Raw genomic sequence first — 26,374 nt, forward strand, 5'->3', positions numbered from 1 at the left:
GCGCTATGCCTATATTGGTTAAAGTATTTAGTGACCTAAGTCAATAAAATTTTAATTTACTCACGGCAGGTAACCAGTTCAGAAGCTGCTATCAGACACTCTTTTTTTAATCCACACAGAGACATATTGCCCGTTGCAGTCAGAATGAAAAGCTGAAAAATACTTACTAAGGCGTTTTTTATTTGGTGATATTTTTTTCAATATCATGCAGCAAACGGTGCAACATTGCCGTGTCTCGTTGCTCTAAAAGCCCCAGGCGTTGTTGTAACCAGTCGACCAGTTTTATGTCATCTGCCACTGCCAGAGTCGTCAGCAATGCCATGACTCGTTCGCGTAAAGCTTGCAGTTGATGTTGGTCTGCCGTTGTGTCACTTTTCGCCGGTTGTTGTATTAATGTTGCTAATTGATAGCAATAGACCATCACCGCCTGCCCAAGATTGAGCGAAGGATAATCCGCCACCATCGGCACACCAGTAAGAACGTCAGCCAACGCTAACTCTTCGTTAGTCAGCCCGGAATCTTCGCGACCAAACACCAGCGCGGCATGTCTCATCCATGAAGATTTTTCCTCTAACAGCGGCACCAGTTCTACTGGCGTGGCGTAGTAATGATATTTCGCCCGACTGCGCGCAGTGGTGGCGACAGTGAAATCGACATCGTGTAACGATTCAGCCAGCGTCGGGAAAACTTTAATATTATCAATAATATCACCAGATCCATGTGCGACCCAGCGAGTAGCTGGCTCCAGATGTGCCTGACTATCGACAATCCGCAGTTCGCTAAAACCCATCGTTTTCATAGCCCGCGCCGCTGCCCCAATATTTTCTGCTCTGGCGGGTGCGACCAGAATAATCGTTATACGCATATTGCCACTCTTCTTGACCAAATAACCGCGAACAGGGTGATCACTGTCAACTTATTACGCGGTGCGAATTTACAAATTCTTAACGTAAGTCGCAGAAAAAGCCCTTTACTTAGCTTAAAAAAGGCTAAACTATTTCCTGACTGTACTAACGGTTGAATTGTTAAAAAATGCTACATATCCTTCTGTTTACTTAGGATAATTTTATAAAAAATAAATCTCGACAATTGGATTCACCACGTTTATTAGTTGTATGATGCAACTAGTTGGATTATTAAAATAATGTGACGAAAGCTAGCATTTAGATACGATGATTTCATCAAACTGTTAACGTGCTACAATTGAACTTGATATATGTCAACGAAGCGTAGTTTTATTGGGTGTCCGGCCCCTCTTAGCCTGTTATGTTGCTGTTAAAATGGTTAGGATGACAGCCGTTTTTGACACTGTCGGGTCCTGAGGGAAAGTACCCACGACCAAGCTAATGATGTTGTTGACGTTGATGGAAAGTGCATCAAGAACGCAATTACGTACTTTAGTCATGTTACGCCGATCATGTTAATTTGCAGCATGCATCAGGCAGGTCAGGGACTTTTGTACTTCCTGTTTCGATTTAGTTGGCAATTTAGGTAGCAAACATGCAGACCCCGCACATTCTTATCGTTGAAGACGAGTTGGTAACACGCAACACGTTGAAAAGTATTTTCGAAGCGGAAGGCTATGATGTTTTCGAAGCGACAGATGGCGCGGAAATGCATCAGATCCTCTCTGAATATGACATCAACCTGGTGATCATGGATATCAATCTGCCGGGTAAGAACGGTCTTCTGTTAGCGCGTGAACTGCGCGAGCAGGCGAATGTTGCGTTGATGTTCCTGACTGGCCGTGACAACGAAGTCGATAAAATTCTCGGCCTCGAAATCGGTGCAGATGACTACATCACCAAACCGTTCAACCCGCGTGAACTGACGATTCGTGCACGCAACCTGCTGTCCCGTACCATGAATCTGGGTACTGTCAGCGAAGAACGTCGTAGCGTTGAAAGCTACAAGTTCAATGGTTGGGAACTGGACATCAACAGCCGTTCGTTGATCGGCCCTGATGGCGAGCAGTACAAGCTGCCGCGCAGCGAGTTCCGCGCCATGCTTCACTTCTGTGAAAACCCAGGCAAAATTCAGTCTCGTGCTGAACTGCTGAAGAAAATGACCGGCCGTGAGCTGAAACCACACGACCGTACTGTAGACGTGACGATCCGCCGTATTCGTAAACATTTCGAATCTACGCCGGATACGCCGGAAATCATCGCCACCATCCACGGTGAAGGTTATCGCTTCTGTGGTGATCTGGAAGATTAATCGGCTTTACCACCGTCAAAAAAAACGGCGCTTTTTAGCGCCGTTTTTATTTTTCAACCTTATTTCCAGATACGTAATTGATCGTCCATTGTAACTTCTTTACTGGCTTTCATTTTCGGCAGTGAAAACGCATACCAGTCGATATTACGAGTCACAAACATCATGCCGGCCAGCGCCACCACCAGCACACTGGTTCCCAACAACAGCGCGCTATCGGCAGAGTTGAGCAGTCCCCACATCACACCATCCAGCAACAACAGCGCGAGGGTAAACAACATGCTGTTGCGCCAGCCTTTCAATACCGCCTGCAAATAAATACCGTTCATTAACGCCCCAATCAGACTGGCGATTATCCATGCCACGGTAAAACCGATATGTTCAGAAAGCGCCAGCAAGAGCAAATAAAACATCACCAATGAAAGCCCCACCAGCAAATATTGCATTGGGTGTAAACGTTGCGCGGTGAGCGTTTCAAAAACAAAGAACGCCATAAAAGTCAGTGCAATCAGCAGAATGGCGTACTTAGTCGCCCGGTCCGTTAATTGGTATTGATCGGCTGGCGTCGTCACTGCGACGCTAAACGCGGGGAAGTTTTCCCAGCCGGTATCATTGCCTGAAGCAAAACGCTCACCGAGATTATTAGCAAACCAGCTGCTTTGCCATTGCGCCTGAAAACCTGACTCGCTAACTTCCCGTTTGGCTGGCAAAAAATCACCTAAAAAACTGGGATGCGGCCAGTTGCTGGTTAAGGTCATTTCGCTATTACGCCCGGCAGGCACCACAGAAAGATCGCCGGTACCGCTTAAATTCAGGGCCATATTCAGCTTCAGGTTCTGCTTCCGCCAGTCCCCTTCGGGTAAAGGGATATGCACGCCCTGCCCGCCTTGCTCTAACCCGGTGCCGGGTTCAATGGTCAGCGCCGTTCCGTTAACTTCAGGCGCTTTCACCACACCAATACCACGCGCATCCCCGACGCTAATCACAATAAAGGGCTTGCCTAAGATGATATTTGGCGCGTTGAGCTCGCTAAGACGCGAAACATCGAAATCGGCTTTTAGCGTTAAATCACTGTGCCAGACCTGACCGGTATAAATCCCTATCTTGCGTTCTTCCACGTTCTGATTGCCATCAACCATCAATGACTCAGGTAACCAAAAATGGATAAAACTTCGTTTCCGCTCCACGGTTTTATCCTCTTCCTGCACCGTATAAAGCTCGGTCACAGGAATAGCGATAAGCGGCCCAACGAGTTTTTGCGGCCCGCTGGTACTTTGGCGAATCGCATCTTCCACATCGCTACGGTAATCGGCACGTTCGACAATCACTTGCCGAATCAGCATTATCGGAATCAACAACAGCAATACTGCACCAAACAAGGTGGTCATTTTCCAGAACAGGGGGGATTTCAACATAGTCTTCTCCTTTGCAATGGCAGCAGGATACGAAGGCTATGTGGGAAGAATTTGAAGCTATGTGAAGTGACGGTGAAGTCGAAGCGAGGCCAGCACGCCACCTTCCTGCACGTTGCGCAGCGTGACTTCGCCGTTAAACAAACGGGCGACCTCACTGACGAACGCCAACCCCAGACCGCTGCTTTTTTGCCCATTTGCACGCGGCAAAGAGTAAAAGCGTTCAAAAATACGTGACAGCGCGTAGTCAGGAATACCACTACCGGTATCCAGCACCTTAAGGGCGACGTGTTCCTGATCCACTTCGGCGCTTAGCGTTATGCGACCGCTCTCGGGGGTAAAATCGATGGCGTTATCCAGTAAATTCCCCAGCGCCTGCTCCAGTAACGCCGGTTCAGCAGCAACATTAACCTCAGTGGGCATAACATGTAGAGTGATGTTTTTTTCTGCCAACTGCACGGTGCGCGCTTCGCTGACGCGGCGAAATAATGCCGCCACATCAACAACAGTCAGAACGACTTCCTGACGATTCTCCAGTCTTGCCTGGCGTAGTAACGTTTCTACCAATGCCTGCATACGCGCATTTTGCGTCAGAATGTTGTCGGTAAAACGAGCCACCACTTCCGGTGGCGGACCTTCGCGTAAAATTTCCGCCGCGCCACGAATCGCCGCCAGTGGGCTTTTTAGCTCATGGGTTAACGCATAAACATACTGCTCAATATAGTTTTTCCCTTCCAGCTTCACGCGCATACTTTCCAGCGCCTGCGCAAGCTTACGCAACTCGCTACTGCCGAGTTCAGGAAGAGGAACGGGCTTATTGTCAGTGACGGAATCGGCATAGCGAGTGAGCCGGGCAATGGAGCGGTTGATCCACCAAACCATGCCTGCGCCAATCACCAGTGCAATCCCCAGCAAAATGGCGCTGGCCCATAAAATTCGCCGCTCGCTACGCTTAATGACCGGAGCCATCGCCGCGTTCGGTTTGCCTACGCTCAAAACGCCAATAAGCCGCGAGCCGTCCATAATCGGCGCGGCAACATACATCACCGAACTTTCGGGATCGGCAGGATTTTGCAACGTGCTGCGCGCACCATACTGACCACGCAACGTTAGCCAGACGTCATTCCAGCGCGAATAATCCTGCCCAACGGCTTTATTTGCCGAATCGAACAATACTTTACCCTGCGAATCGGTCATATAGACATGATATTCATTGCGCACTTTGTTAATGCCACCGATATTGGCGCGAAACGGGCGATGTTGTAGCTGATTAAACGCCTGCGCCAGTTGCCCATGCGTTGGGTCCCCAGAGAGCAAATCGGGACGCGCCAGCTCCGCCAGCAACGTTGCGGTATCGATTAACGTCCCCTCCGTTGCTCTTCGCACGCCCGGTTTAACTTCTTTGACAAAAATAGCCAGTACGAACCAGGCCGCCACCGCCACCAGTAAAAAATAGCCCAGCAGCAACCGCATGCCGATACGCATTACAGGCCCCTCAGGCTATATCCCATGCCGCGATGAGTATTAATCGGTGAAAGATCGGGGTTGATGGCGCGCAGCTTGGCACGCAACGTTTTAATGTGGGTATCAACGGTGCGATCGTAGGTGTCCTGCGCATCTTCCCACACGCTATCCATTAGTTGCTGGCGGGACCAGACGCGGCCTGGCGACTTGAGTAACGTCTTCAGCAATAAAAACTCATACCGCGTCAGCGTTAATGGCGTGTCAAACCAGCTGATCTGCGCCGCGGGTTCATTCAATTCAAAATGACCAATACGGATGACGGGAGACGGCGACGAGAACTTCTTCACCCGACGCAGTAAGGTGCGCACCCTGGCGCACACTTCGCGGGGTGAAAACGGTTTAGCCACATAGTCGTCAGCGCCAATTTCCAGCCCAAGCAGGCGATCGACCTCTTCACTTCGGGCCGTCAGGAACAGTACAGGTAACGCCGGATGGAGCGCCAGTAACTGGCGGCATAATTCAAAGCCGCTGATATCAGGCAAACCAACATCGAGAATCATGACGTCGGGAGCCTGCTGGCGAGCTTTATCCAGCACCGGCAAGCCTCGCTCAAAGACCTCGACGGCAAAACCTTCCTGCTGCAACATGTAGACCAGCGTGTCGGCTATCCCTTGCTCATCTTCCACTAACCAGACCGTTTCCCGTTGCATAAATCGCCTCTGTTATTGCCGCCACGGCATGACAGGAACCGCGCTAATCGCGTTTTTCGGCGAACCTTCTACAACTTTGTCGGAGTAAGCCAGATAAGCGAGCGCGTTGCGTTTGGCGTCATAAAAGCGCACGACCTGTAACGACTTAAAGACCAGGGACGTGCGTTTTTTGAATACTACCTCGCCCTGAGCTTTGCCGTTTTTAATACGATCCGACAGTTCAATCGGCCCGACTTGCTGACAAGAAATAGCCGCATCGGAGGTATCTTCCGCCAGACCCAATCCCCCTTTAATACCACCTGTTTTCGCCCGGCTCACATAACAGGTGACATTTTTCACATCGGGATCGTCAAAGGCTTCCACAACAATTTTGTGATCCGGGCCGATCATTTTAAATACGGTGTCGACCGAACCAATCTCTTCTGCATGAGCCAATGGCCCCAGCATTATCAGGCTTAAAGACAGGATCAAATGCTTGTATTTCATATTGTTACCATTTTTATCTATTACACGAGCAATTAGTTCGTCACGGTAAATAACATATTGATTAAGAACAAAATCTCAATACTTTTATTTCCGTCAAGACCTAAAACATACTCTACTAAGAAAAAAACACTGAATGCTAAAACAGCAAAAAATGCTATTATCCAATTACCTGATGTCAGGTGCTCGTTGTTGAAAGGATGAGGATATTTTATGGATCAGGCCGGCATTATTCGCGACCTTTTAATCTGGCTGGAAGGTCATCTGGATCAGCCCCTGTCGCTCGACAATGTAGCGGCGAAAGCAGGTTATTCCAAGTGGCACTTACAGAGAATGTTTAAAGATGTCACTGGCCATGCTATTGGCGCGTATATTCGTGCTCGTCGTTTGTCGAAATCGGCGGTCGCACTACGCCTGACTGCGCGTCCGATTCTGGACATCGCGCTGCAATACCGCTTCGACTCTCAACAGACATTTACCCGCGCATTCAAGAAGCAGTTTGCCCAGACTCCTGCACTTTACCGCCGTTCTCCTGAATGGAGCGCCTTTGGTATTCGCCCGCCGCTGCGTCTGGGTGAATTCACTATGCCAGAGCATAAATTTGTCACCCTGGAAGATACGCCGCTGATTGGTGTTACCCAGAGCTACTCCTGTTCGCTGGAGCAAATCTCTGATTTCCGCCATGAAATGCGTTATCAGTTCTGGCACGATTTTCTCGGCAACGCGCCGACCATTCCGCCAGTGCTCTACGGCCTGAATGAAACGCGTCCGAGTCAGGATAAAGACGACGAACAAGAGGTATTCTATACCACCGCGTTAGCCCAGGATCAGGCAGATGGCTATGTACTGACGGGGCATCCGGTGATGCTGCAGGGCGGCGAATATGTGATGTTTACCTATGAAGGTCTGGGAACCGGCGTGCAGGAGTTTATCCTGACGGTATACGGAACGTGCATGCCAATGCTCAACCTGACGCGCCGTAAAGGTCAGGATATTGAGCGATACTACCCGGCAGAAGACGCCAAAGCGGGAGATCGCCCAATTAATCTGCGCTGTGAACTGCTGATTCCTATCCGCCGTTAACGCTGCAGCTCATCTAATGCAGGGGCGTCCAGATGCGAGATGTCCCCTGCGGTTTCAACGACCCAGCCAGACGCCAGCCACAGGCTTTCCTGATAATCCACGCGCGAAATAGAACAGTTACGCAGACGTAAGCGGCGCTCTGCCCATGCTGGTAATCCGAGAATCGTACTCACCAGGCATCCCAGTGCAATACCATGACTCACCAGCAGCGGTCGGCTTCCCTGCGGTAAGTCCCGGCAAGATTCCAGTGCCGCATTGACGCGATCGCTGAGCTCCTGCATTGACTCACCTTCAGGAATACGCCCGTCAACGGTGCCATTGACCAGCTGCCGACGCCAGTTCTCTTCTTCTTCGGTCAGAGAATCGATATGTCTTTTTTCCAGCACACCCATGTTTAATTCACGCAGGCGAGAATCAAAGATGATGTCACAGCCGCAGGCCTGGGCGATGATTTCCGCCGTACGCCGGGTGCGTCCTAAATCGCTACTGATAATATGCGTAATGCCAAGCTCTTTGGCACGGGTTGCCACCTGCATCGCCTGTTGCTCACCTTTGGCGGTCAGCGGGCTGTCAGACTGGCCCTGAATACGTCGCTCGGCGTTCCACTGCGTTTCACCGTGGCGGACTAGGTATACCTGTAACATGCTTTTTTTCCGTATACTGCTGTAACGTTAATTTTCTGAGTAATGCTGATTATGCACCAAGTTGTCTGTGCGACCACCAATCCCGCTAAAATTCAGGCCATTCTGCAGGCATTTCACGAGATCTTCGGCGAAGGATCCTGCCATATTGCATCCGTTGCCGTCGAGAGCGGTGTACCGGAACAGCCCTTTGGCAGTGAGGAAACGCGCGCTGGCGCACGAAATCGGGTAGCAAATGCCCGCCGTTTACTTCCAGAGGCTGATTTTTGGGTGGCGATTGAAGCTGGCATTGATGGTGACAGCACTTTCAGTTGGGTGGTGATTGAAAACGCCAGCCAGCGCGGCGAGGCGCGTTCGGCTACTTTGCCGTTGCCTGCGGTGATTCTGGAAAAAGTGCGTGAAGGTGAGGCGCTTGGTCCCGTGATGTCGCGTTATACCGGTATTGATGAGATTGGTCGTAAGGAAGGGGCGATCGGCGTGTTTACCGCCGGGAAACTCACTCGCGCCAGCGTCTATCACCAGGCGGTGATCCTGGCGCTGAGTCCGTTTCATAATGCCGTGTATTAAGCGCCTGATGCGACGCTGCCGCGTCTTATCATGCCTACCAAACATATTGAAATTACGGGTATTTGTAGGACGGATAAGGCGTTCACGCCGCATCCGGCATTCGGTGCACGATGCCTGATGCGACGCTGCCGCGTCTTATCAGGCCTACAAAATCAATCGCTTTTCAGCAACACCTCTTCCAGCCACTGGCGCAGCTCAACGGGCGCGGCTTTCAGGCTGTTAGATCCACGCGTAATCGTCGCGATGCCCGCGCCGAGTTCATTTTTTAACTCACGCTGGCTCATTTCGCCGCGCAACAGCTCTTCGACAATACGCACGCGAGTCCCCAACGCTTCGCGCTCATCTGGCGTCAGCATCAGGTTTAACAACGGTAAATGGAGATCGTTTTGGTAGGCATTCTTAAGCAGGTCGACAAAACGTAACCACTCCTGGTGACGCTGTTCTGCCATCGCTGCTGAATAGGGTGATTGTTGGGCCATAATATGTCGCCATTGTTAGCGGGGGAAGCAAAATGCCTCCCCCGGTTGTACTCGCTAAAGAGTACGATAGCATATCATAAACGTGCGGATCAGTAACGACGTCCCCATTCCGTGGCGCTCATCAACGTCGGTTTATCCCCCATGAAATAGCGGTAGTAAGCGTCATAAGCCAGCACGTTCTTCACATAACCGCGCGTCTCGGAGAACGGAATACTCTCGACAAATGCCACAGCGTCGATACGCCCGGCGCTGTTGCCAAGCCAGGTTCGCACCCGCCCTGGTCCGGCGTTGTAAGCTGCTGAGGAGAAAATACGGTTATTGCCAAACTGCTGATAAACATATTGCAGGTAACTGGTGCCAATGTTGATGTTCGTTTCCGGATCCAGCAATTGCCCAGGGCTGCTATAACCAGGAATAGAGAACATCTTCACCGTATGGGTCGCTGTACCCGGCATAATCTGCATCAGGCCGCTGGCCCCTACCGGTGATTTCACTTTCGGATTCCAGGCGCTCTCCTGACGGGCAATCGCCATCGCATAGCTTTGCGGGATCTCCTTCCCACTGGTGTAACGTTTGAAAAGATCGTTGTAAGCCAGTGGGAATCGCTCTTCCAGATGATCCCACAGCTTCCCGGCGATCGTTGCCTGAACGCTAAGATCCCACCATTGGTTGTTGAAAGCATACCGCGCCAGTTGAGCCTGCTCTGTTTTTGACTTGCTCTTCACCAGATTGGCCCACTCGCTACGCGCGGTGTTATCGAGATTCCAGTACATCAACTCGCGCACGCGCGCCATCTCCGGCCCCTGAGTCAGGGCGCTGTCAACATTCTGCGGCGCTTTATCAATCTTCAGCTCATACTCTTCGCCGATGCGTTGTGCAGCAACCATCGGGTAGAAACCACGCTGTTGCATGAGTTGATGCAAAATCTCTTTTGCTTCAGCTTCACGTCCGCGTTCCAGCAGTAAATCCGCCTGCCAGTAACGCCATTCATCTTTCTCTTTTGCTTCCATCGGCAGACGCGCCAGCCAGGTATTCAGGCCGCGACGATCGCCGGTGCCAAGCGCCATTCGCACACGGCGTTCAATCAACGACGTGGATTGCGAGCGCATAATGGCGTCATCGCGCCATTTCGCCTGCTCGTCGGTGACATCGTTGCCCATCAAACGCCAGGCGACGATATCGCGCAGCTCCTGAATCTGATCTTCATTAAGCTGCTGCGCCTGGGCAAGCGACGGGATCATCAGCCGTGCATTTTCAGCATCCTGCCGCGCCACACTGGCAAATGCCACCGCCGCCATTTGACGGGTAAAATCGGTCGCGCCGGTTGTACGCGCGAAGGTCAGTACCGTATTAGGGTTGTTCGCCAGTGAAATGATTGCCGAGGCGATAGTCTGGTAATCGGCAGGCATCTGCCCTGCCAGCACTGTTACCAGGCCAGTGTTACCCGCTTTCATCGCCAGACGGATACGCTCTAAATACGCCAGCGGATCTTGTTTACCTGACGCACGCCAGACGCTAAATAACTTGTCACAGGCGTTAGGCTGGCTCTTGCCGGTTAGCCACAGCTCTTTCGCCCCTTGCCAGGCTTCTTCACTCTGCCCGGTGTTCCATTTCGCATAGTAGTAATTACATTGCGCTTCGGTAGTTCCGGGCTTTTCCGGGCTAAAGGCTAACAAGCCACGCCAGTCTTCACGCCGCGCCAGTTCATTGACGAAACGAGATTGCAGCGTGCGAGCGGGAGGAAGCGTGGGGTTAGCGCGAACAAAGTTAGTGACCGTCACCGCCGGTTGATTCATCAGATCATCGGTGATCTGGCGGTATTCCAGGTAGGGATAAAGCGGATAATCCTTCAGTCCAGGCATCATTTGTTCGACCACATCCATTTGTCGATTATCCCAGGCCTGCTTGATTTGCGCGTAACGACTACGCTGCTCATCCAGTGAGTCGGCTCGCGCCACGCTGCTGACCGTCAGCAGACAGACACCGGCAGCCAACAGCCGCCAGGTAACTTGTTTGGCTTTTTCCACAAGCGCATCCTCTAAGTGTAAATACATCAATGCAGCGTCATGCCGCGTAATAGATTTATGCTAACCAGTCATTGCCGTTTACGCCACGTTACGGACACTTTTTTACTTTTACTGCGAAGGTGATCGACCAACTGGGATTAGGCGGGGAAAAAGGCTACACTTCGCCTTTGAAAACTCATCATCACGATAAACATAGAGGCGAAGTCCAACGTGGCTCAATTCGTTTATACCATGCATCGTGTCGGCAAAGTTGTTCCGCCGAAACGTCATATTTTGAAAAACATCTCTCTGAGTTTCTTCCCTGGGGCAAAAATTGGTGTCCTGGGTCTGAACGGCGCGGGTAAGTCTACCCTGCTGCGCATTATGGCGGGCATTGATAAAGACATCGAAGGTGAAGCACGTCCGCAGCCAGACATCAAGATTGGTTATCTGCCGCAGGAACCGCAGCTGAACCCGGAACACACCGTGCGTGAGTCCATTGAAGAAGCGGTTTCTGAAGTGGTTAACGCCCTGAAACGCCTGGATGAAGTGTATGCGCTGTACGCCGATCCGGATGCCGATTTTGACAAGCTGGCCGCTGAACAAGGCCGTCTGGAAGAGATCATTCAGGCTCACGACGGTCATAACCTGAACGTACAGCTGGAGCGTGCGGCGGATGCGCTACGTCTGCCGGACTGGGACGCGAAAATCGCTAACCTCTCCGGTGGTGAGCGTCGTCGCGTAGCGTTGTGCCGCCTGCTGCTGGAAAAACCAGACATGCTGCTGCTCGACGAACCGACCAACCACCTGGATGCCGAATCCGTGGCCTGGCTGGAACGCTTCCTGCACGACTTCGAGGGCACCGTGGTGGCGATTACCCACGACCGTTACTTCCTCGATAACGTTGCAGGCTGGATCCTCGAACTTGACCGCGGTGAAGGTATTCCGTGGGAAGGCAACTACTCCTCCTGGCTGGAGCAGAAAGATCAGCGCCTGGCGCAGGAAGCTTCACAAGAAGCGGCGCGTCGTAAGTCGATCGAGAAAGAGCTGGAGTGGGTACGTCAGGGAACTAAAGGCCGCCAGTCGAAAGGTAAAGCACGTCTGGCACGCTTTGAAGAGCTGAACAGCACCGAATATCAGAAACGTAACGAAACCAACGAACTGTTTATTCCACCTGGACCGCGTCTGGGCGATAAAGTGCTGGAAGTCAGCAACCTGCGTAAATCCTACGGTGATCGCCTGCTGATTGATGACCTGAGCTTCTCGATCCCGAAAGGGGCAATCGTCGGGATCATCGGTCCGAACGGCGCGGGTAAATCGACCCTGTTCCGTATGATCTCTGGTCAGGAACAGCCGGACAGCGGCACCATCACTTTAGGTGAAACGGTGAAACTGGCATCGGTTGATCAGTTCCGTGACTCAATGGATAACAGCAAAACCGTTTGGGAAGAAGTTTCCGGCGGGCTGGATATTATGAAGATCGGCAACACCGAGATGCCAAGCCGCGCCTACGTTGGCCGCTTTAACTTTAAAGGGGTTGATCAGGGTAAACGCGTTGGTGAACTTTCCGGTGGTGAGCGCGGTCGTCTGCATCTGGCGAAGCTGCTGCAGGTTGGCGGCAACATGCTGCTGCTCGACGAACCAACCAACGACCTGGATATCGAAACCCTGCGCGCGCTGGAAAACGCCCTGCTGGAGTTCCCGGGCTGTGCGATGGTTATCTCGCACGACCGTTGGTTCCTCGACCGTATCGCCACGCACATCCTGGACTACCAGGATGAAGGTAAAGTTGAGTTCTTCGAAGGTAACTTTACTGAGTACGAAGAGTACAAGAAACGCACGCTGGGCGCAGACGCACTGGAGCCGAAGCGTATCAAGTACAAGCGTATTGCGAAGTAATGCGTAAAATGCCGGATGCGGCGTGAACGCCTTATCCGGCCTACAAACCAAGAAATTTCAATACGTTGTGAATCTCCAGGCCTGATAAGACGCGGTAAGCGTCGCATCAGGCATTGAGCACCGAATGCCGGATACGGCGTGAACGCCTTTTCCGGCCTACAACAGCCTTAGTATCCGCAATTTCGTAGCGGGTCACCCGTGCAGGTTTTTTCAAACCTTGTTTAATCTCGACAGCCTCTTCCAGAGAGGTTTTCAACTCATCAAAAAACTTATTTTATACCTCGCCTTTGAGCCGTTTCATCGCGGTTATCTCTGCTCCCCCATCATCTCCCGCACCAGCTCCACGCAGCGCAGGAAACGGCTGTCATAATCGTCCTCTTCAACCCGCACGAATTCGATATTGTTCTCTTCCAGCATCTCCACCAGCAAGTTCTGGAACTCTTTGCGATCCACCGAACTGCCGAGGCTGCGTAAACCATCCGCCACCCACGGCGTGTTGTTCTCCAGCAGGATCACCAGATCGAAACGGTATTCATCAATCAACGCCTGTACGAACGGATGCTCACGCCCTTCGTACTTTTTGCAGAACGCCTGGGTAGTGACAAAATCAGTGTCAATAAACGCCACTTTATTGGCATATTTCACTGCAAAATCAATGTATTGTGCGTGGCCCAGCGCGATTTTATCGTAATCGGAATACTGCAATGCGATCTCATCACCGCCGAGGTGTGAAAAGACATAATCGCGACCATATTCCCACGCACTGGTGGTATTGAAGATATTGGCAAGTTTGTTTACCAGGGTGGATTTACCGCTCGACTCGCCACCAAGGATCGCCACGGTACGTACAAAGAACGGCTTCACTTCCGTAGGAATATATTCCCAGTAGCGGAACGGGTTTTCGCGGATCTGCGCACCGCTGATACTCATAAAGGTACGTTTCGGATCGACCAGCACCGTATCGATCCCCAGATGTTCCATATACTGTGGCGCATCGGCTTCTTCCGAGGTGTAGATCAGGTCCGGCTGAATCCCCTTTTCAGCCATAAACTTTTTGATGCCGTTGCTCCACACATCCCAGCCGTGCGGATACGGCTCCATGCCCTCTTCGTTGAAAGCATGAATGCGAATATTTTTCTGATATTTAAAAGTTTGTAATAACCAGCGCAGACGATCCGGCACCGTGGGCTGCTGCGACATGGCGCTGTCTTCAAACAACGCGCGGTCGCGGGTATCGTCAAAACCCATAATGATATGCAGCTCGTCAACCTGGCTACAGGCGCGCTGGATAAGGTAGATATGTCCGGTATGCAGCGGGTAGAACTTACCGAATACGACACCAATGGTTTTCTTCTGTCGGGGAAATTCAAGCCCCAAAAAACGGTGCAACGCCTCCAGCTTTTGCGCGCTGGGGCTTTTAATTTTGGCATTCAGTAACTGGCTTAAATACCCTTTGGTCATACCGCTGGCATCAGCTACCTGCTGTAGCGTGCAGCCCTGTTGCTTGATGGCAGTTTTCAGGTAATCAAATGACGACATATCTCCCTCCGTATCTCTCATTATAAGTCGTCGAACACGCTAAGCGCGTCGGAGAGTTTTTTAACGCCAAAAATCTGCATCCCTTCCGGCGCTTTTTTCGGCACGTTAGCCGCCGGAACAATCGCCCGGCGAAAACCGTGTTTCGCCGCTTCAGAGATTCGCTCCTGACCGCTGGGCACCGGGCGGATCTCCCCTGCCAGCCCGACTTCACCAAACACCACCAGATCCTGCGGTAGCGGTCTGTCACGCAGGCTGGAAACCATCGCCAGCAGTAACGCTAAGTCGGCACTGGTTTCGGTTACCTTCACACCACCGACCACGTTCACAAATACATCCTGATCGGCCATTTGCAGACCACCGTGACGGTGCAAGACAGCCAGCAGGATTGCCAGACGGTTTTGCTCCAGACCTACCGCCACGCGGCGCGGATTCGCCATCATCGAGTGATCGACCAGCGCCTGAATCTCCACCAGCAACGGACGCGTTCCTTCCCACACCACCATCACGGAGCTGCCGGAGGTCACTTCATCTCCGCGACTTAAGAAAATTGCCGAAGGGTTGCTGACTTCACGCAGCCCCTGTTCGGTCATCGCGAAGACGCCCAGCTCATTCACCGCGCCGAAGCGGTTTTTATGGCTGCGCAAGGTGCGAAAACGGGAGTCGGCATCGCCATCCAAAAGCACCGAACAGTCGATACAGTGTTCCAGCACTTTAGGGCCCGCCAGCGAGCCATCTTTGGTTACGTGTCCAACCATGACAATCGCCACACCGCGCGTTTTGGCGAAGCGTGTCAAATAAGCCGCCGTTTCACGCACCTGCGCCACGCTACCAGGCGATGACTGTACATCCGCCATATGCATCACCTGGATGGAGTCAATTACCATCAGCTTCGGTTGCTCTTCTTCAGCAATCAGGCAGATCTGCTCGATGCTGGTTTCCGACAACATATTGAGATTGTCAGTCGGCAGGCCAAGGCGATGAGCGCGCATTGCCACCTGTTGCAGCGACTCTTCGCCGGTGACATACAGCGTTTTCATCTGCTGGGCCAGTTTGCACAGCGTTTGCAGCAACAGCGTGGATTTCCCCGCGCCTGGGTTACCGCCAATCAGAATGGCACTTCCCGGTACCACGCCGCCGCCTAATACGCGGTCGAACTCTTTAAATCCGGTGGAAAAACGCGGCAGCTCTTCAAGGCTGATGTCGGAGAGTTTCTGGACTTTTGCCACCCCGGCGCTACCGGCATAGCCACTGAGACGCTCGTTACGCGCCACCGTTGGCGACGCAGCAAGACGCACCTCGGTGATGGTGTTCCAGGCATGACAGGCACTGCACTGCCCCTGCCAGCGCGGATAATCGGCCCCGCATTCATTACAAACAAAGGCGCGTTTTGGAGCTTTTGCCACGGTGTACCTCGTTAATGCTGTGCCGCCCGCAGGATGACGGGCAGGCAATTACTTCTGATTCAGGCTGCCAGAGAGGATGCAGAATACCCCCATCAGGTCAGCGTGACGGATGGTGACTTCCGTCTTTTCATTCACTTTTGGCTTGGCATGGTAGGCAATCCCCAGCCCTGCCGCTTTGATCATCGGCAGGTCATTGGCTCCATCGCCAATCGCCACGGTCTGCGCCAGCGGGATTTCATACTCCTGCGCGAGGCGGGTCAGAGTTTTCGCTTTGTACTGCGCGTCAACGATGTCGCCGATCACATTGCCGGTAAATTTACCGTCCATGATCTCCAGTTCATTGGCTACCACGGCGGTCAGGCGCAGCTTGTCGCGCAGGTATTCAGCAAAGAAAGTAAAGCCGCCGGAGGCAATCGCCACTTTCCAGCCCAGCGTTTCCAGCTTGAGCACCAGCTGCGTTAAGCCTGGCATCAGCGGCAGATTTTCACGCACCTGTTGCAGAATATTGGCATCAGCGCCTTTCAGCGTCGCCACGCGGCTGCGCAGGCTGGCGGTAAAATCGAGTTCGCCGCGCATCGCCCGTTCGGTTACCTCCGCCACCATCTCGCCCGTTCCGGCCAGTTTGGCAATTTCATCAATACATTCAATCTGGATGGCGGTGGAATCCATGTCCATCACCAGCAAACCCGGCGTGCGCAGGTGCGGGATTTTCCCCAGCGGCGCGACATCCAGTTGCGCTTCATGGGCCAGGCGCGTAGCGCGCGCGGTGAGTGAACCTGCCAGACGAATCACCTGATAATCTTCCACGCACCAGGCGGCAACAATCACCATCGCCGCGCCCAGTTTGCTCTGGTATTGGGTCAGGCGTTGTTTATCCAGCCCACGACCATACAGCAGCCAGCCGCTACGACCTGCGTGGTAATCCAGTGGCATCACTTCATCACCACTTAATGAAAGAGGCAGACCCGGCCATAAAGAGACATCTTCAGGCAGGTCGCACCAGGTAATGTTAGGCATTAAGGCTCCTGTAAAATCGTTCGAAGCAGGGAAAATAACGCATGAGGCTACCTTGTATCCATTGCTTCTGGCAACATTAAGTCTCAAATTTTCAAAGGGTGGAAGATGGCTCGCACAAAACTGAAATTCCGGCTGCATCGGGCAGTGATTGTCCTGTTCTGTCTTGCCTTGTTAGTGGCGCTGATGCAGGGAGCGTCATGGTTTAGTCAAAACCACCAGCGACAACGTAATCCACAGCTGGAAGAACTGGCCCGCACCCTGGCGCGTCAGGTAACGCTGAACGTTGCACCGCTGATGCGTACCGACTCACCAGATGAAAAACGCATTCAGGCGATCCTCGATCAGTTAACGGATGAAAGCCGCATCCTCGACGCGGGTGTGTATGACGAACAAGGCGATCTTATCGCCCGTTCAGGCGAAAGCGTCGAAGTGCGCGACCGGCTGGCGCTCGACGGTAAAAAAGCAGGCGGCTATTTTAACCAGCAGATTGTCGAGCCAATTGCGGGTAAAAACGGACCGCTCGGCTATCTGCGCCTGACACTCGACACCCATACGCTCGCCACCGAAGCCCAACAGGTGGATAACACCACTAACATTTTACGCCTGATGTTGCTGCTCTCACTGGCAATCGGCGTAGTGCTGACCCGCACGCTGCTACAGGGTAAACGCACCCGCTGGCAGCAATCGCCCTTCCTGTTAACCGCCAGCAAACCGGTGCCGGAAGAGGAAGAAAGCGAGAAAAAAGAGTGACCCATTACTACAAGAAAGGAAATCGTTATGTCCACATTACGCCTGCTCATCTCTGACTCTTACGACCCGTGGTTTAACCTGGCGGTGGAAGAGTGTATTTTTCGCCAAATGCCCGCCACGCAGCGCGTTCTGTTTCTCTGGCGCAATGCCGACACGGTAGTGATTGGTCGCGCGCAGAACCCGTGGAAAGAGTGTAATACCCGGCGGATGGAAGAAGATAACGTCCGCCTGGCGCGGCGCAGTAGCGGTGGCGGCGCGGTGTTCCACGATCTCGGCAATACCTGCTTTACCTTTATGGCTGGCAAGCCGGAGTACGATAAAACCATCTCTACGTCGATTGTGCTCAATGCGCTGAACGCGCTCGGCGTCAGCGCCGAAGCGTCCGGGCGTAACGATCTGGTGGTGAAAACAGTCGAAGGCGACCGCAAAGTCTCAGGCTCGGCCTATCGCGAAACCAAAGATCGTGGCTTCCACCACGGCACTTTGCTGCTCAATGCCGACCTTAGCCGCCTGGCAAACTATCTCAATCCGGATAAAAAGAAACTGGCGGCGAAAGGCATTACCTCAGTGCGTTCCCGCGTGACCAACCTCACCGAGCTGCTGCCGGGGATCACCCATGAGCAGGTTTGCGAGGTCATAACCAAGGCCTTTTTCGCCCATTATGGCGAGCGTGTAGAAGCGGAAATCATCTCCCCGGACAAAACGCCAGACTTGCCAAACTTCGCCGAAACCTTTGCCCGTCAGAGTAGCTGGGAATGGAACTTCGGTCAGGCTCCGGCATTCTCGCATCTGCTGGATGAACGCTTTAGCTGGGGCGGCGTGGAACTGCATTTCGACGTTGAAAAAGGCCATATCACCCGCGCCCAGGTGTTTACCGACAGCCTCAACCCCGCGCCGCTGGAAGCCCTCGCCGGGCGACTGCAAGGCTGCCTGTACCGCGCGGATATGCTGCAACAAGAGTGCGAAGCGCTGTTGGTTGACTTCCCGGACCAGGAAAAAGAGCTACGGGAGTTGTCGACGTGGATAGCGGGGGCGGTAAGGTAACTCGCTGATTAAAATACCAAAGGAAGGGAATATGATCGATCTGGAAAACCAGGAGCGGGAGATTATCAATTTAATGTTAAGCCAGCGTATTTCCTGGCTAGCCGCCGTGCGTATCAGGCATAAATTATCGCTTGCTGAAGTAAGTAAAATGTTAGGTATCTCGATTAATTCTCTAAAACAGATCGAAAAGACGGAACGGCTTAGCTCAAACATCAAAAGCAAAATGGCAGAAATTTATGGTTGTCCACCAGAGTTGCTGATATGCCCTTCCTGGATGACGGCTGAGCATAAATGAATAGATTCGTGAATAGATACTTGAATGGATTTTATTTTCTATCCATATGAAAAATAATAGTAAATCTATAAATCAGTTGCTATTGATGAATAGATACTAAAAAGCCGGAGCAGTCTCCTGCTCCGGCTTAACACGACGTTCGCCTTTCAGCGAAACACAATTACTCTTTATCGCCCAGCAGAACGGATTCCAGTGCGATTTTGATCATGTCGTTGAAGGTGGTCTGACGCTCAGCGGCAGTGGTCTGCTCGTGAGTGCGGATGTGGTCAGACACGGTGCAGATGGTCAGGGCTTTCGCGCCAAATTCTGCAGCGACGCCGTAGATACCAGCCGCTTCCATTTCCACGCCGAGGATGCCGTATTTTTCCATCACGTCGAACATTTCGCCGTCCGGAGAGTAGAACAGGTCAGCGGAGAACAGGTTACCCACGCGAGCATCAACGCCCAGTGCTTTAGCCGCGTCTACCGCGTTACGCACCATGTCAAAGTCAGCGATAGCGGCAAAGTCATGGTCTTTAAAACGGATGCGGTTAACTTTGGAATCGGTGCAGGCACCCATACCGATAACGACGTCGCGTAGTTTTACGTGCGGCAGAACTGCGCCACAGGAACCCACGCGGATAATTTTCTTCACGCCGAAATCGGTGATCAGTTCTTTGGTGTAGATGGAGCAGGACGGGATACCCATACCGTGACCCATTACGGAAATTTTGCGGCCTTTGTAAGTACCGGTGAAGCCCAGCATACCGCGAACGTTGTTCACTTCACGGGCATCTTCAAGGAAAGTTTCAGCAATATACTTCGCACGCAGCGGGTCGCCTGGCATCAAAACTACGTCAGCGAAATCGCCCATTTCTGCATTAATGTGTGGGGTAGCCATTGTTTTATCCTTTTTGTGACATAACAAAGGCGGAGTCAACGCTCCGCCCAAATCCATCAGAACATGGCTTTGCCATATTCCATATCAGAAGTACCAAAATATTTTGCCAGAGTCTGGCCGATATCCGCGAAGGTTTCACGGTGACCCAGTGAACCCGGTTTTACTTTCGGGCCGTAAACCAGTACCGGAATGTGTTCACGCGTGTGGTCAGTACCGGTCCAGGTCGGATCACAACCGTGGTCAGCAGTGAAGATCAGGATGTCGTCATCGCGCAGCAAAGACATCAGCTCCGGCAGACGGCGGTCGAACAGCTCCAGACCCGCAGCATAACCGGCGACGTCGCGACGGTGGCCCCAGGAAGAGTCGAAGTCAACGAAGTTGGTGAAGACGATGGTGTTATCACCCGCTTCTTTCATCTCTTTGATGGTGGCGTCAAACAGCGCGTCCAGGCCAGTTGCTTTCACTTTCTTGGTGATACCGCAGTTGGCGTAGATGTCTGCAATTTTACCGACAGAAACCACCTGACCGTGTTTTTCATCAACCAGTTTCTGCAGCACGGTCGGTGCTGGCGGCTCAACAGCCAGGTCGTGACGGTTACCGGTACGCTGGAAGTTACCGGCTTTGTCACCGATAAACGGACGAGCGATAACACGACCGATGTTGTAGCCGCCGTTGGTCAGCTCTTCACGGGCGATTTCGCACAGTTCGTAGAGTTTATCCAGGCCAAAGGTTTCTTCGTGGCAGGCAATCTGGAACACAGAGTCAGCGGAGGTATAGAAAATCGGCTTGCCGGTTTTCATGTGCTCTTCGCCCAGCTGATCCAGAATGACCGTACCGGAAGAGTGGCAGTTACCGAGGTAACCCGGCAGATTAGCGCGTTCAACCAGTTTATCCAGCAGCTCTTGCGGGAAGCTGTTTTCGTGATCGGAGAAATATCCCCACTCAAACAGAACCGGGACACCGGCGATTTCCCAGTGACCAGACGGGGTATCTTTACCGGATGACATTTCGTGCGCCCATGCGTACGCGCCGATAACTTCAGCGTTGCCGTCCATTCCCGCCGGAATGAAACCGGTAGAACCTTCGTGTGCTTTCGCCAGCCCCAGACGGGTCAGATTTGGCAGATTGAGCGGGCCTTTACGACCGTTATCAGCTTCGCCTTTGGCACAGGCTTCTGCGATATGACCCAGGGTGTCAGCCCCGACGTCACCAAAGCGTTCTGCATCTTCTGTAGCGCCGATGCCGAATGAGTCCAGCACCATAATAAATGCACGTTTCATATGTTCTCCGTACTCAGTGCTTCAAATTTAAATGATCAGATCAGTATACCGTTATTCGCTGATACGGCGATAGACAGTTGGTGTGCTTTCCGGTGCTTTATCGGCAAGTTTAATTGCCGCTTTCACCGCTTTCGCCGCTTCCTGCCAGCTGTTTTCGTCTTTCGCGTGGATAACCGCCAGCGGACGCTGACCGTCTACCTGGTCGCCCAAACGCGCCATATCAGTAAAGCCGACGCTGTAATCAATGGTGTCAGATGCCTGACGACGACCGCCGCCCATTGCAACCACTGCCATCCCCAGCGCGCGGGTATCCATTTCACTGACAAAACCTTCGGTATCAGCATAGACTGCTTTCGTCAGCATCGCTGTCGGCAGATACTTCGCGTAGTTCTCAACGAAGTCGGTCGGGCCTTTTTGTGCCGCTACCATACGACCAAAGACTTCTGCCGCTTTACCGTTGTCCAGCACCGCCTGCAATTTCGCGCGCGCTTCGGCGTCATCTTTCGCCAGTTTGCCGGAGATCAGCATCTCCACGCACAGCGCCATCGTGACATCAAACAGACGCGGGTTACGATATTCACCCGTCAGGAACTGCACCGCTTCACGAACTTCAACCGCGTTACCTGCACTGGAGGCCAGTACCTGATTCATGTCGGTGAGCAGCGCGGTGGTGCGCACGCCAGCGCCGTTAGCCACGCCAACAATCGCTTCGGCAAGGGCTTCAGAGAGTTCGTAGGTCGGCATAAACGCGCCGCTACCCACTTTCACGTCCATCACCAGCGCATCCAGACCTTCCGCCAGTTTCTTCGCCAGGATCGAGGCAGTGATCAGCGGGATGGAGTCCACGGTTGCGGTAATATCGCGGGTCGCGTAGAAACGTTTATCTGCCGGAGCCAGTGAGCTGGTCTGGCCGATAATCGCCACGCCGACGTCTTTAATAATTTCGCGGAAACGGTTGTCATCCGGGAAAATGTCGAAGCCAGGGATGGATTCCAGTTTGTCGAGCGTACCGCCAGTATGACCGAGGCCGCGACCAGAGATCATCGGAATATAGCCGCCGCAGGCTGCGACCATCGGCCCCAACATCAGCGAAGTCACATCGCCGACGCCGCCGGTGGAGTGTTTATCAACAATCGGGCCATTCAGATGCAGGCTTTTCCAGTCGAGAACGGTTCCTGAATCTCGCATCGCCATGGTCAGCGAGACACGCTCAGGCATTGTCATATCGTGGAAGAAAATGGTCATCGCGAGGGCGGCAATCTGCCCTTCGGAGATAGTGTTGTCGCGAATACCGTTGATAAAGAAACGAATTTCTTCATCGCTTAGCGCATGACCATCACGTTTTTTACGAATAATTTCTTGTGCGAGAAACAAGGTAACCTCCCGAGGAAAAGAGTATGAGGCGGCTTTTGCCGGATGCGTCTACGCCTTATCCGGCCTACGGGTAGATACGTCTCGTAGGCCTGATAAGCGCAGCGCATCAGGCGTAAAGCATCTTACTTAGTAGCTGCTGGCGCTCTTACCGTCGCCGTGGCCCAGCGCTTTCAGCAGGCTTGCCAGCAGGCTGGAAGCACCAAAGCGGTAGTGACGCGCATCAGCCCAGTCAGCACCGAACAGTTCATCTGCGATGGCGAGATATTTCTGCGCATCTTCCGCAGTACGCACGCCGCCCGCCGGTTTGAAACCAACGGTTTTTTCTACGCCCATATCACGGATCACTTCCATCATGATGCGCGCGCTTTCCGGCGTCGCGTTCACAGCCACTTTACCGGTAGAGGTTTTGATGAAGTCCGCACCCGCTTTGATGGAGATTTCAGACGCTTTACGGATCAGCGCTTCGTCTTTCAGTTCGCCGGTTTCGATGATCACTTTCAGCAGTACATTCGCTGCCGCGCAAGCCTCTTTACAGGCTTTCACCAGGTCAAAACCAACCTGCTCGTTACCCGCCATCAGCGCGCGGTACGGGAACACAACGTCAACTTCATCTGCACCGTAGGCGATTGCCGCACGGGTTTCTGCCAGCGCGATTTCGATGTCATCGTTACCGTGTGGGAAGTTGGTTACCGTAGCGATTCGGATTTCCGGGGTGCCCTGCTCTTTCAGCGTTTTGCGAGCAATCGGGATAAAGCGAGGATAGATACAGATAGCGGCGGTATTGCCGACCGGGGTTTTGGCCTGATGACACAGAGCAATTACTTTCTCGTCGGTGTCGTCGTCATTCAGGGTGGTCAGGTCCATTAATTTCAGTGCACGCAGGCTGCTTGCTTTCAGATCAGTCATTTCATTCTCCTGGCTTGTCGCCAATAAAATTCACCTTGCGAGTTTGTTAGTATTCTAACATCTACTCCGCAACACACTTCGATATACATCACAATTAAGGAAATCTACTTACAAGTTTGCATCACTGTAATGCGATCTGGTTCAAATAATTCACTTTCAAATGAATGCGTCAGTGGTGGCAAACGCATCAGGATCAAAGTGAACATCACGAAACTTCTTACAATGGCGCATCACCTTCGGCATAAAAGGAAAAGAAGATGCCCACTTCTCATGAAAATGCACTGCAACAACGTTGCCAGCAAATTGTCACCAGCCCAGTGCTTAGCCCGGAGCAGAAGCGCCATTTTCTGGCACTGGAAGCAGAAAACAATCTGCCTTATCCGCAGCTGCCTGCCGAGGCCCGCCGCGCGCTGGATGAGGGTGTAATCTGCGATATGTTTGAAGGTCATGCGCCGTACAAACCGCGCTATGTCTTACCCGATTACGCCCGTTTTCTGGCGAACGGTTCCGAATGGCTGGAGCTGGAAGGCGCGAAAGATCTTGATGACGCACTCTCTCTGCTGACCATTCTTTACCACCACGTACCGTCGGTCACATCGATGCCGGTCTACCTGGGGCAACTGGATGCGTTGTTGCAACCGTATGTTAGAATTCTAACACAAGACGAGATCGATATTCGAATAAAACGTTTCTGGCGTTACCTCGACAGAACCCTGCCAGACGCCTTTATGCACGCCAATATCGGCCCGTCTGATTCGCCCATCACCCGTGCGATATTACGTGCAGATGCAGAGTTGAAGCAGGTTTCACCGAACCTGACCTTTATCTACGATCCAGAAATCACCCCTGATGACCTGCTGCTGGAAGTGGCGAAGAACATCTGTGAATGTAGCAAACCGCACATCGCCAACGGTCCGGTGCATGATAAAATTTTCACAAAAGGGGGCTACGGGATTGTGAGCTGTTACAACTCACTGCCGCTGGCGGGTGGTGGCAGCACGCTGGTACGCCTTAACCTGAAAGCCATTGCCGAGCGCAGCGAATCGCTGGATGACTTCTTTACGCGCACTCTACCGCACTACTGCCAGCAGCAGATCGCCATCATCGATGCGCGGTGTGAATTCCTCTATCAACAATCACACTTCTTTGAGAATAGCTTCCTGGTGAAAGAAGGGCTGATTAACCCTGAACGTTTTGTGCCAATGTTTGGCATGTATGGGCTGGCGGAAGCGGTTAACTTGCTGTGTGAGAAAGAAGGGATTGCCGCGCGCTACGGTAAAGAAGCCGCCGCAAATGAAGTGGGTTATCGCATCAGCGCGCAACTGGCGGAGTTTGTCGCCAATACCCCCGTGAAATATGGCTGGCAAAAACGCGCCATGTTACACGCACAGTCGGGGATCAGTTCCGATATCGGCACCACGCCGGGCGCGCGTTTGCCGTATGGCGATGAGCCAGATCCGATCACCCATCTGCAAACTGTCGCCCCGCATCATGCTTATTATTATTCCGGCATCAGCGACATTCTGACCCTCGACGAAACCATCAAACGTAACCCGCAGGCACTGGTACAGCTTTGCCTCGGTGCCTTTAAAGCCGGAATGCGTGAATTTACCGCCAATGTCAGCGGTAACGATCTGGTTCGCGTTACCGGTTATATGGTGCGTTTGTCGGATTTAGAAAAATATCGCGCCGAAGGTTCACGCACCAACACCACCTGGCTGGGCGAAGAAGCCGCACGCAACACTCGTATTCTGGAACGCCAGCCGCGCGTGATAAGCCATGAACAGCAGATGCGCTTTAGTCAGTAAGATTATCCCCTTCTCCTGCGTTGACGGGCCAGGCAGTCGTCTGGCTCTGTTTTTGCAGGGCTGCAATCTGCGCTGCAAAAACTGTCACAATCCGTGGACGATGGGACGCTGCAATGATTGCGGAGAGTGCGTGCCACAGTGTCCGCATCAGGCGTTGCAGATTGTTGACGGCAAAGTGCTGTGGAACGCTGTGGTCTGCGAGCAGTGTGATACCTGCCTGAAGATGTGTCCGCAACATGCCACGCCAATGGCGCAATCCATGAGCGTGGATGAGGTGCTTAGCCATATCCGCAAAGCGGTGCTGTTTATCGAAGGGATAACGGTAAGCGGCGGCGAAGCCACGACCCAGCTGCCGTTTGTGGTGGCGCTGTTTACAGCCATCAAAAACGATCCGCAACTGCGCCACCTCACCTGCCTCGTGGACAGTAACGGTATGTTGAGCGAAACCGGCTGGGAAAAATTACTCCCGGTGTGTGACGGCGCAATGCTCGATCTCAAAGCGTGGGGGAGCGAATGTCATCAACAATTAACCGGACGCGATAATCAGCAGATTAAGCGCAGCATCTGTTTGCTGGCAGAGCGCGGTAAGCTGGCGGAACTGCGTTTGCTGGTAATCCCTGGCCAGGTGGATTATTTGCAACACATCGAAGAACTGGCGGTGTTTATCAAGGGACTTGGCGATGTTCCGGTACGCCTGAACGCGTTTCATGCCCACGGCGTGTATGGCGAGGCGCAAAGCTGGGCGAGCGCCACGCCGGAAGACGTTGAGCCGTTGGCTGATGCGTTAAAGGTGCGCGGGGTGAGCCGGTTGATATTTCCGGCGCTCTATTTGTGACATGCCGGATACGGCCTACGGTTCGGCACAGACTTGTAGGCATGATAAGACGCGTCCAGCGTCGCATCAGGCATTGTGCGCCAACTGCCGGATGCGGCGTGAACGCCTTATCCGGCCTACGGTTCGGCACAAACCTGTAGGCCTGATAAGACGCGACAAGCGTCGCATCAGGCATTATGCGCCGACTGCCGGATGCGGCGTGAACGCCTTATCCGGCCTACGGTTCGGCACAGACTTGTAGGCATGATAAGACGCGACAAGCGTCGCATCAGGCATTGTGCGCCA

General features: G+C 52.8%; 25 protein-coding genes and 1 pseudogene. 9 read left to right on the plus strand and 17 right to left on the minus strand.

Going from position 1 to position 26,374, the window contains the following annotated elements:
• Nucleotides 1-178: 178 nt before the first annotated feature.
• Nucleotides 179-865, minus strand: a complete 687-nt coding sequence (locus tag AB4H76_RS19660) for a tRNA/rRNA methyltransferase (RefSeq protein ID WP_001223142.1) — start codon at nt 863-865, stop codon at nt 179-181.
• 399 nt (nt 866-1,264) lie between these two features.
• Nucleotides 1,265-1,405: a protein YjjY gene (gene yjjY, locus AB4H76_RS19665; protein WP_001303782.1), complete on the minus strand. Its 141-nt coding sequence runs from the start codon at nt 1,403-1,405 to the stop codon at nt 1,265-1,267.
• 95 nt (nt 1,406-1,500) lie between these two features.
• Here yjjY and arcA point away from each other — a divergent pair, with 95 nt between their 5' ends.
• On the plus strand, nt 1,501-2,217 hold the full coding sequence (gene arcA, locus AB4H76_RS19670) for a two-component system response regulator ArcA (protein ID WP_001194358.1): 717 nt from the start codon (nt 1,501-1,503) through the stop codon (nt 2,215-2,217).
• Between the two features lie 59 nt (nt 2,218-2,276).
• Here the strand turns inward: arcA and creD are convergent, their stop codons facing one another.
• Genes creD through creA form a run of 4 tightly spaced genes read right to left on the minus strand, consistent with a single transcriptional unit; the run spans nt 2,277 to nt 6,286 of the window.
• Complete coding sequence (creD, locus tag AB4H76_RS19675) at nt 2,277-3,629, minus strand: cell envelope integrity protein CreD (RefSeq protein WP_000920337.1); 1,353 nt, start codon at nt 3,627-3,629, stop codon at nt 2,277-2,279.
• Nucleotides 3,630-3,686: 57 nt separating this feature from the next.
• Nucleotides 3,687-5,111, minus strand: a complete 1,425-nt coding sequence (creC, locus tag AB4H76_RS19680; RefSeq protein ID WP_001219614.1) for a two-component system sensor histidine kinase CreC — start codon at nt 5,109-5,111, stop codon at nt 3,687-3,689.
• Nucleotides 5,111-5,800 (minus strand): two-component system response regulator CreB, encoded by a 690-nt coding sequence (gene creB, locus AB4H76_RS19685; protein ID WP_001188664.1) that lies wholly within the window; start codon nt 5,798-5,800, stop codon nt 5,111-5,113. The genes creC and creB overlap by 1 nt, the downstream gene beginning before the upstream one ends.
• Before the next feature lie 12 nt (nt 5,801-5,812).
• Nucleotides 5,813-6,286, minus strand: a complete 474-nt coding sequence (creA, locus tag AB4H76_RS19690) for a protein CreA (RefSeq protein ID WP_000875487.1) — start codon at nt 6,284-6,286, stop codon at nt 5,813-5,815.
• 210 nt (nt 6,287-6,496) lie between these two features.
• On the opposite strand from creA, the gene robA reads away from it, so the two are divergent.
• Nucleotides 6,497-7,366, plus strand: a complete 870-nt coding sequence (gene robA, locus AB4H76_RS19695) for an MDR efflux pump AcrAB transcriptional activator RobA (protein ID WP_000371666.1) — start codon at nt 6,497-6,499, stop codon at nt 7,364-7,366.
• On the opposite strand, the gene gpmB is transcribed toward robA, so the two are convergent.
• Nucleotides 7,363-8,010, minus strand: coding sequence for a 2,3-diphosphoglycerate-dependent phosphoglycerate mutase GpmB (gene gpmB, locus AB4H76_RS19700; RefSeq protein WP_000942344.1), 648 nt, complete (start codon nt 8,008-8,010; stop codon nt 7,363-7,365). The genes robA and gpmB overlap by 4 nt on opposite strands.
• 51 nt (nt 8,011-8,061) lie before the next feature.
• On the opposite strand from gpmB, the gene yjjX reads away from it, so the two are divergent.
• A complete protein-coding gene (gene yjjX, locus AB4H76_RS19705) occupies nt 8,062-8,574 on the plus strand; it encodes an inosine/xanthosine triphosphatase (RefSeq protein WP_001338221.1) in 513 nt (170 codons plus the stop codon).
• Nucleotides 8,575-8,726: 152 nt separating this feature from the next.
• Here the strand turns inward: yjjX and trpR are convergent, their stop codons facing one another.
• Nucleotides 8,727-9,053 carry a trp operon repressor gene (trpR, locus tag AB4H76_RS19710; RefSeq protein ID WP_000068679.1) on the minus strand — a complete coding sequence of 109 codons (327 nt, stop codon included), beginning with the start codon at nt 9,051-9,053 and terminating at the stop codon, nt 8,727-8,729.
• Between the two features lie 89 nt (nt 9,054-9,142).
• Nucleotides 9,143-11,080: a murein transglycosylase gene (gene sltY, locus AB4H76_RS19715; protein WP_000409451.1), complete on the minus strand. Its 1,938-nt coding sequence runs from the start codon at nt 11,078-11,080 to the stop codon at nt 9,143-9,145.
• Between the two features lie 210 nt (nt 11,081-11,290).
• Between sltY and ettA the strand changes: the two genes are divergently transcribed.
• Nucleotides 11,291-12,958 (plus strand): energy-dependent translational throttle protein EttA, encoded by a 1,668-nt coding sequence (ettA, locus tag AB4H76_RS19720; RefSeq protein WP_000046749.1) that lies wholly within the window; start codon nt 11,291-11,293, stop codon nt 12,956-12,958.
• 160 nt (nt 12,959-13,118) lie between these two features.
• On the opposite strand, the pseudogene nadS reads toward ettA, so the two are convergent.
• The 4 genes and pseudogenes from nadS to serB all read right to left on the minus strand — a co-directional run.
• A pseudogene (nadS, locus tag AB4H76_RS19725) lies at nt 13,119-13,226 on the minus strand (NadS family protein); the annotation flags it as partial.
• A gap of 38 nt (nt 13,227-13,264) precedes the next feature.
• Nucleotides 13,265-14,497, minus strand: a complete 1,233-nt coding sequence (nadR, locus tag AB4H76_RS19730; RefSeq protein WP_000093810.1) for a multifunctional transcriptional regulator/nicotinamide-nucleotide adenylyltransferase/ribosylnicotinamide kinase NadR — start codon at nt 14,495-14,497, stop codon at nt 13,265-13,267.
• A gap of 20 nt (nt 14,498-14,517) precedes the next feature.
• Nucleotides 14,518-15,900, minus strand: a complete 1,383-nt coding sequence (gene radA, locus AB4H76_RS19735; protein WP_001029698.1) for a DNA repair protein RadA — start codon at nt 15,898-15,900, stop codon at nt 14,518-14,520.
• Between the two features lie 48 nt (nt 15,901-15,948).
• A complete protein-coding gene (gene serB / locus AB4H76_RS19740) occupies nt 15,949-16,917 on the minus strand; it encodes a phosphoserine phosphatase (protein WP_001132956.1) in 969 nt (322 codons plus the stop codon).
• 105 nt (nt 16,918-17,022) lie between these two features.
• Between serB and AB4H76_RS19745 the strand changes: the two genes are divergently transcribed.
• From AB4H76_RS19745 to AB4H76_RS19755, 3 genes are read left to right on the plus strand one after another with little or no spacing between them, the layout of a single operon-like run.
• Nucleotides 17,023-17,667, plus strand: a complete 645-nt coding sequence (locus tag AB4H76_RS19745; RefSeq protein WP_000124615.1) for a YtjB family periplasmic protein — start codon at nt 17,023-17,025, stop codon at nt 17,665-17,667.
• A 27-nt stretch (nt 17,668-17,694) separates the two neighbouring features.
• Nucleotides 17,695-18,711: a lipoate--protein ligase LplA gene (gene lplA, locus AB4H76_RS19750; RefSeq protein ID WP_000105890.1), complete on the plus strand. Its 1,017-nt coding sequence runs from the start codon at nt 17,695-17,697 to the stop codon at nt 18,709-18,711.
• 31 nt (nt 18,712-18,742) lie between these two features.
• Nucleotides 18,743-19,006: a helix-turn-helix domain-containing protein gene (locus tag AB4H76_RS19755; RefSeq protein ID WP_000566155.1), complete on the plus strand. Its 264-nt coding sequence runs from the start codon at nt 18,743-18,745 to the stop codon at nt 19,004-19,006.
• A 160-nt stretch (nt 19,007-19,166) separates the two neighbouring features.
• Here the strand turns inward: AB4H76_RS19755 and deoD are convergent, their stop codons facing one another.
• The 4 genes from deoD to deoC form a co-directional block, all read right to left on the minus strand.
• A complete protein-coding gene (gene deoD, locus AB4H76_RS19760) occupies nt 19,167-19,886 on the minus strand; it encodes a purine-nucleoside phosphorylase (protein WP_000224879.1) in 720 nt (239 codons plus the stop codon).
• Nucleotides 19,887-19,942: 56 nt separating this feature from the next.
• The gene (gene deoB / locus AB4H76_RS19765) at nt 19,943-21,166 is read right to left on the minus strand and encodes a phosphopentomutase (RefSeq protein ID WP_102353813.1); all 1,224 of its coding nucleotides are present in this window, start codon (nt 21,164-21,166) and stop codon (nt 19,943-19,945) included.
• 51 nt (nt 21,167-21,217) lie between these two features.
• Nucleotides 21,218-22,540 carry a thymidine phosphorylase gene (gene deoA, locus AB4H76_RS19770; protein ID WP_000477811.1) on the minus strand — a complete coding sequence of 441 codons (1,323 nt, stop codon included), beginning with the start codon at nt 22,538-22,540 and terminating at the stop codon, nt 21,218-21,220.
• 126 nt (nt 22,541-22,666) lie between these two features.
• The gene (gene deoC / locus AB4H76_RS19775) at nt 22,667-23,446 is read right to left on the minus strand and encodes a deoxyribose-phosphate aldolase (protein WP_001295412.1); all 780 of its coding nucleotides are present in this window, start codon (nt 23,444-23,446) and stop codon (nt 22,667-22,669) included.
• 257 nt (nt 23,447-23,703) lie between these two features.
• On the opposite strand from deoC, the gene AB4H76_RS19780 reads away from it, so the two are divergent.
• Both AB4H76_RS19780 and AB4H76_RS19785 read left to right on the plus strand, forming a co-directional pair.
• Complete coding sequence (locus tag AB4H76_RS19780; RefSeq protein WP_001143237.1) at nt 23,704-25,254, plus strand: YjjI family glycine radical enzyme; 1,551 nt, start codon at nt 23,704-23,706, stop codon at nt 25,252-25,254.
• Nucleotides 25,226-26,089: a YjjW family glycine radical enzyme activase gene (locus tag AB4H76_RS19785; RefSeq protein WP_001088378.1), complete on the plus strand. Its 864-nt coding sequence runs from the start codon at nt 25,226-25,228 to the stop codon at nt 26,087-26,089. Before AB4H76_RS19780 ends, AB4H76_RS19785 begins: the two co-directional genes overlap by 29 nt.
• Nucleotides 26,090-26,374: the final 285 nt, after the last annotated feature.

It is taken from the genome of Escherichia sp. UTM R2 (assembly GCF_048593455.1).
In the GTDB taxonomy this organism is placed as follows: domain Bacteria; phylum Pseudomonadota; class Gammaproteobacteria; order Enterobacterales; family Enterobacteriaceae; genus Escherichia; species Escherichia coli.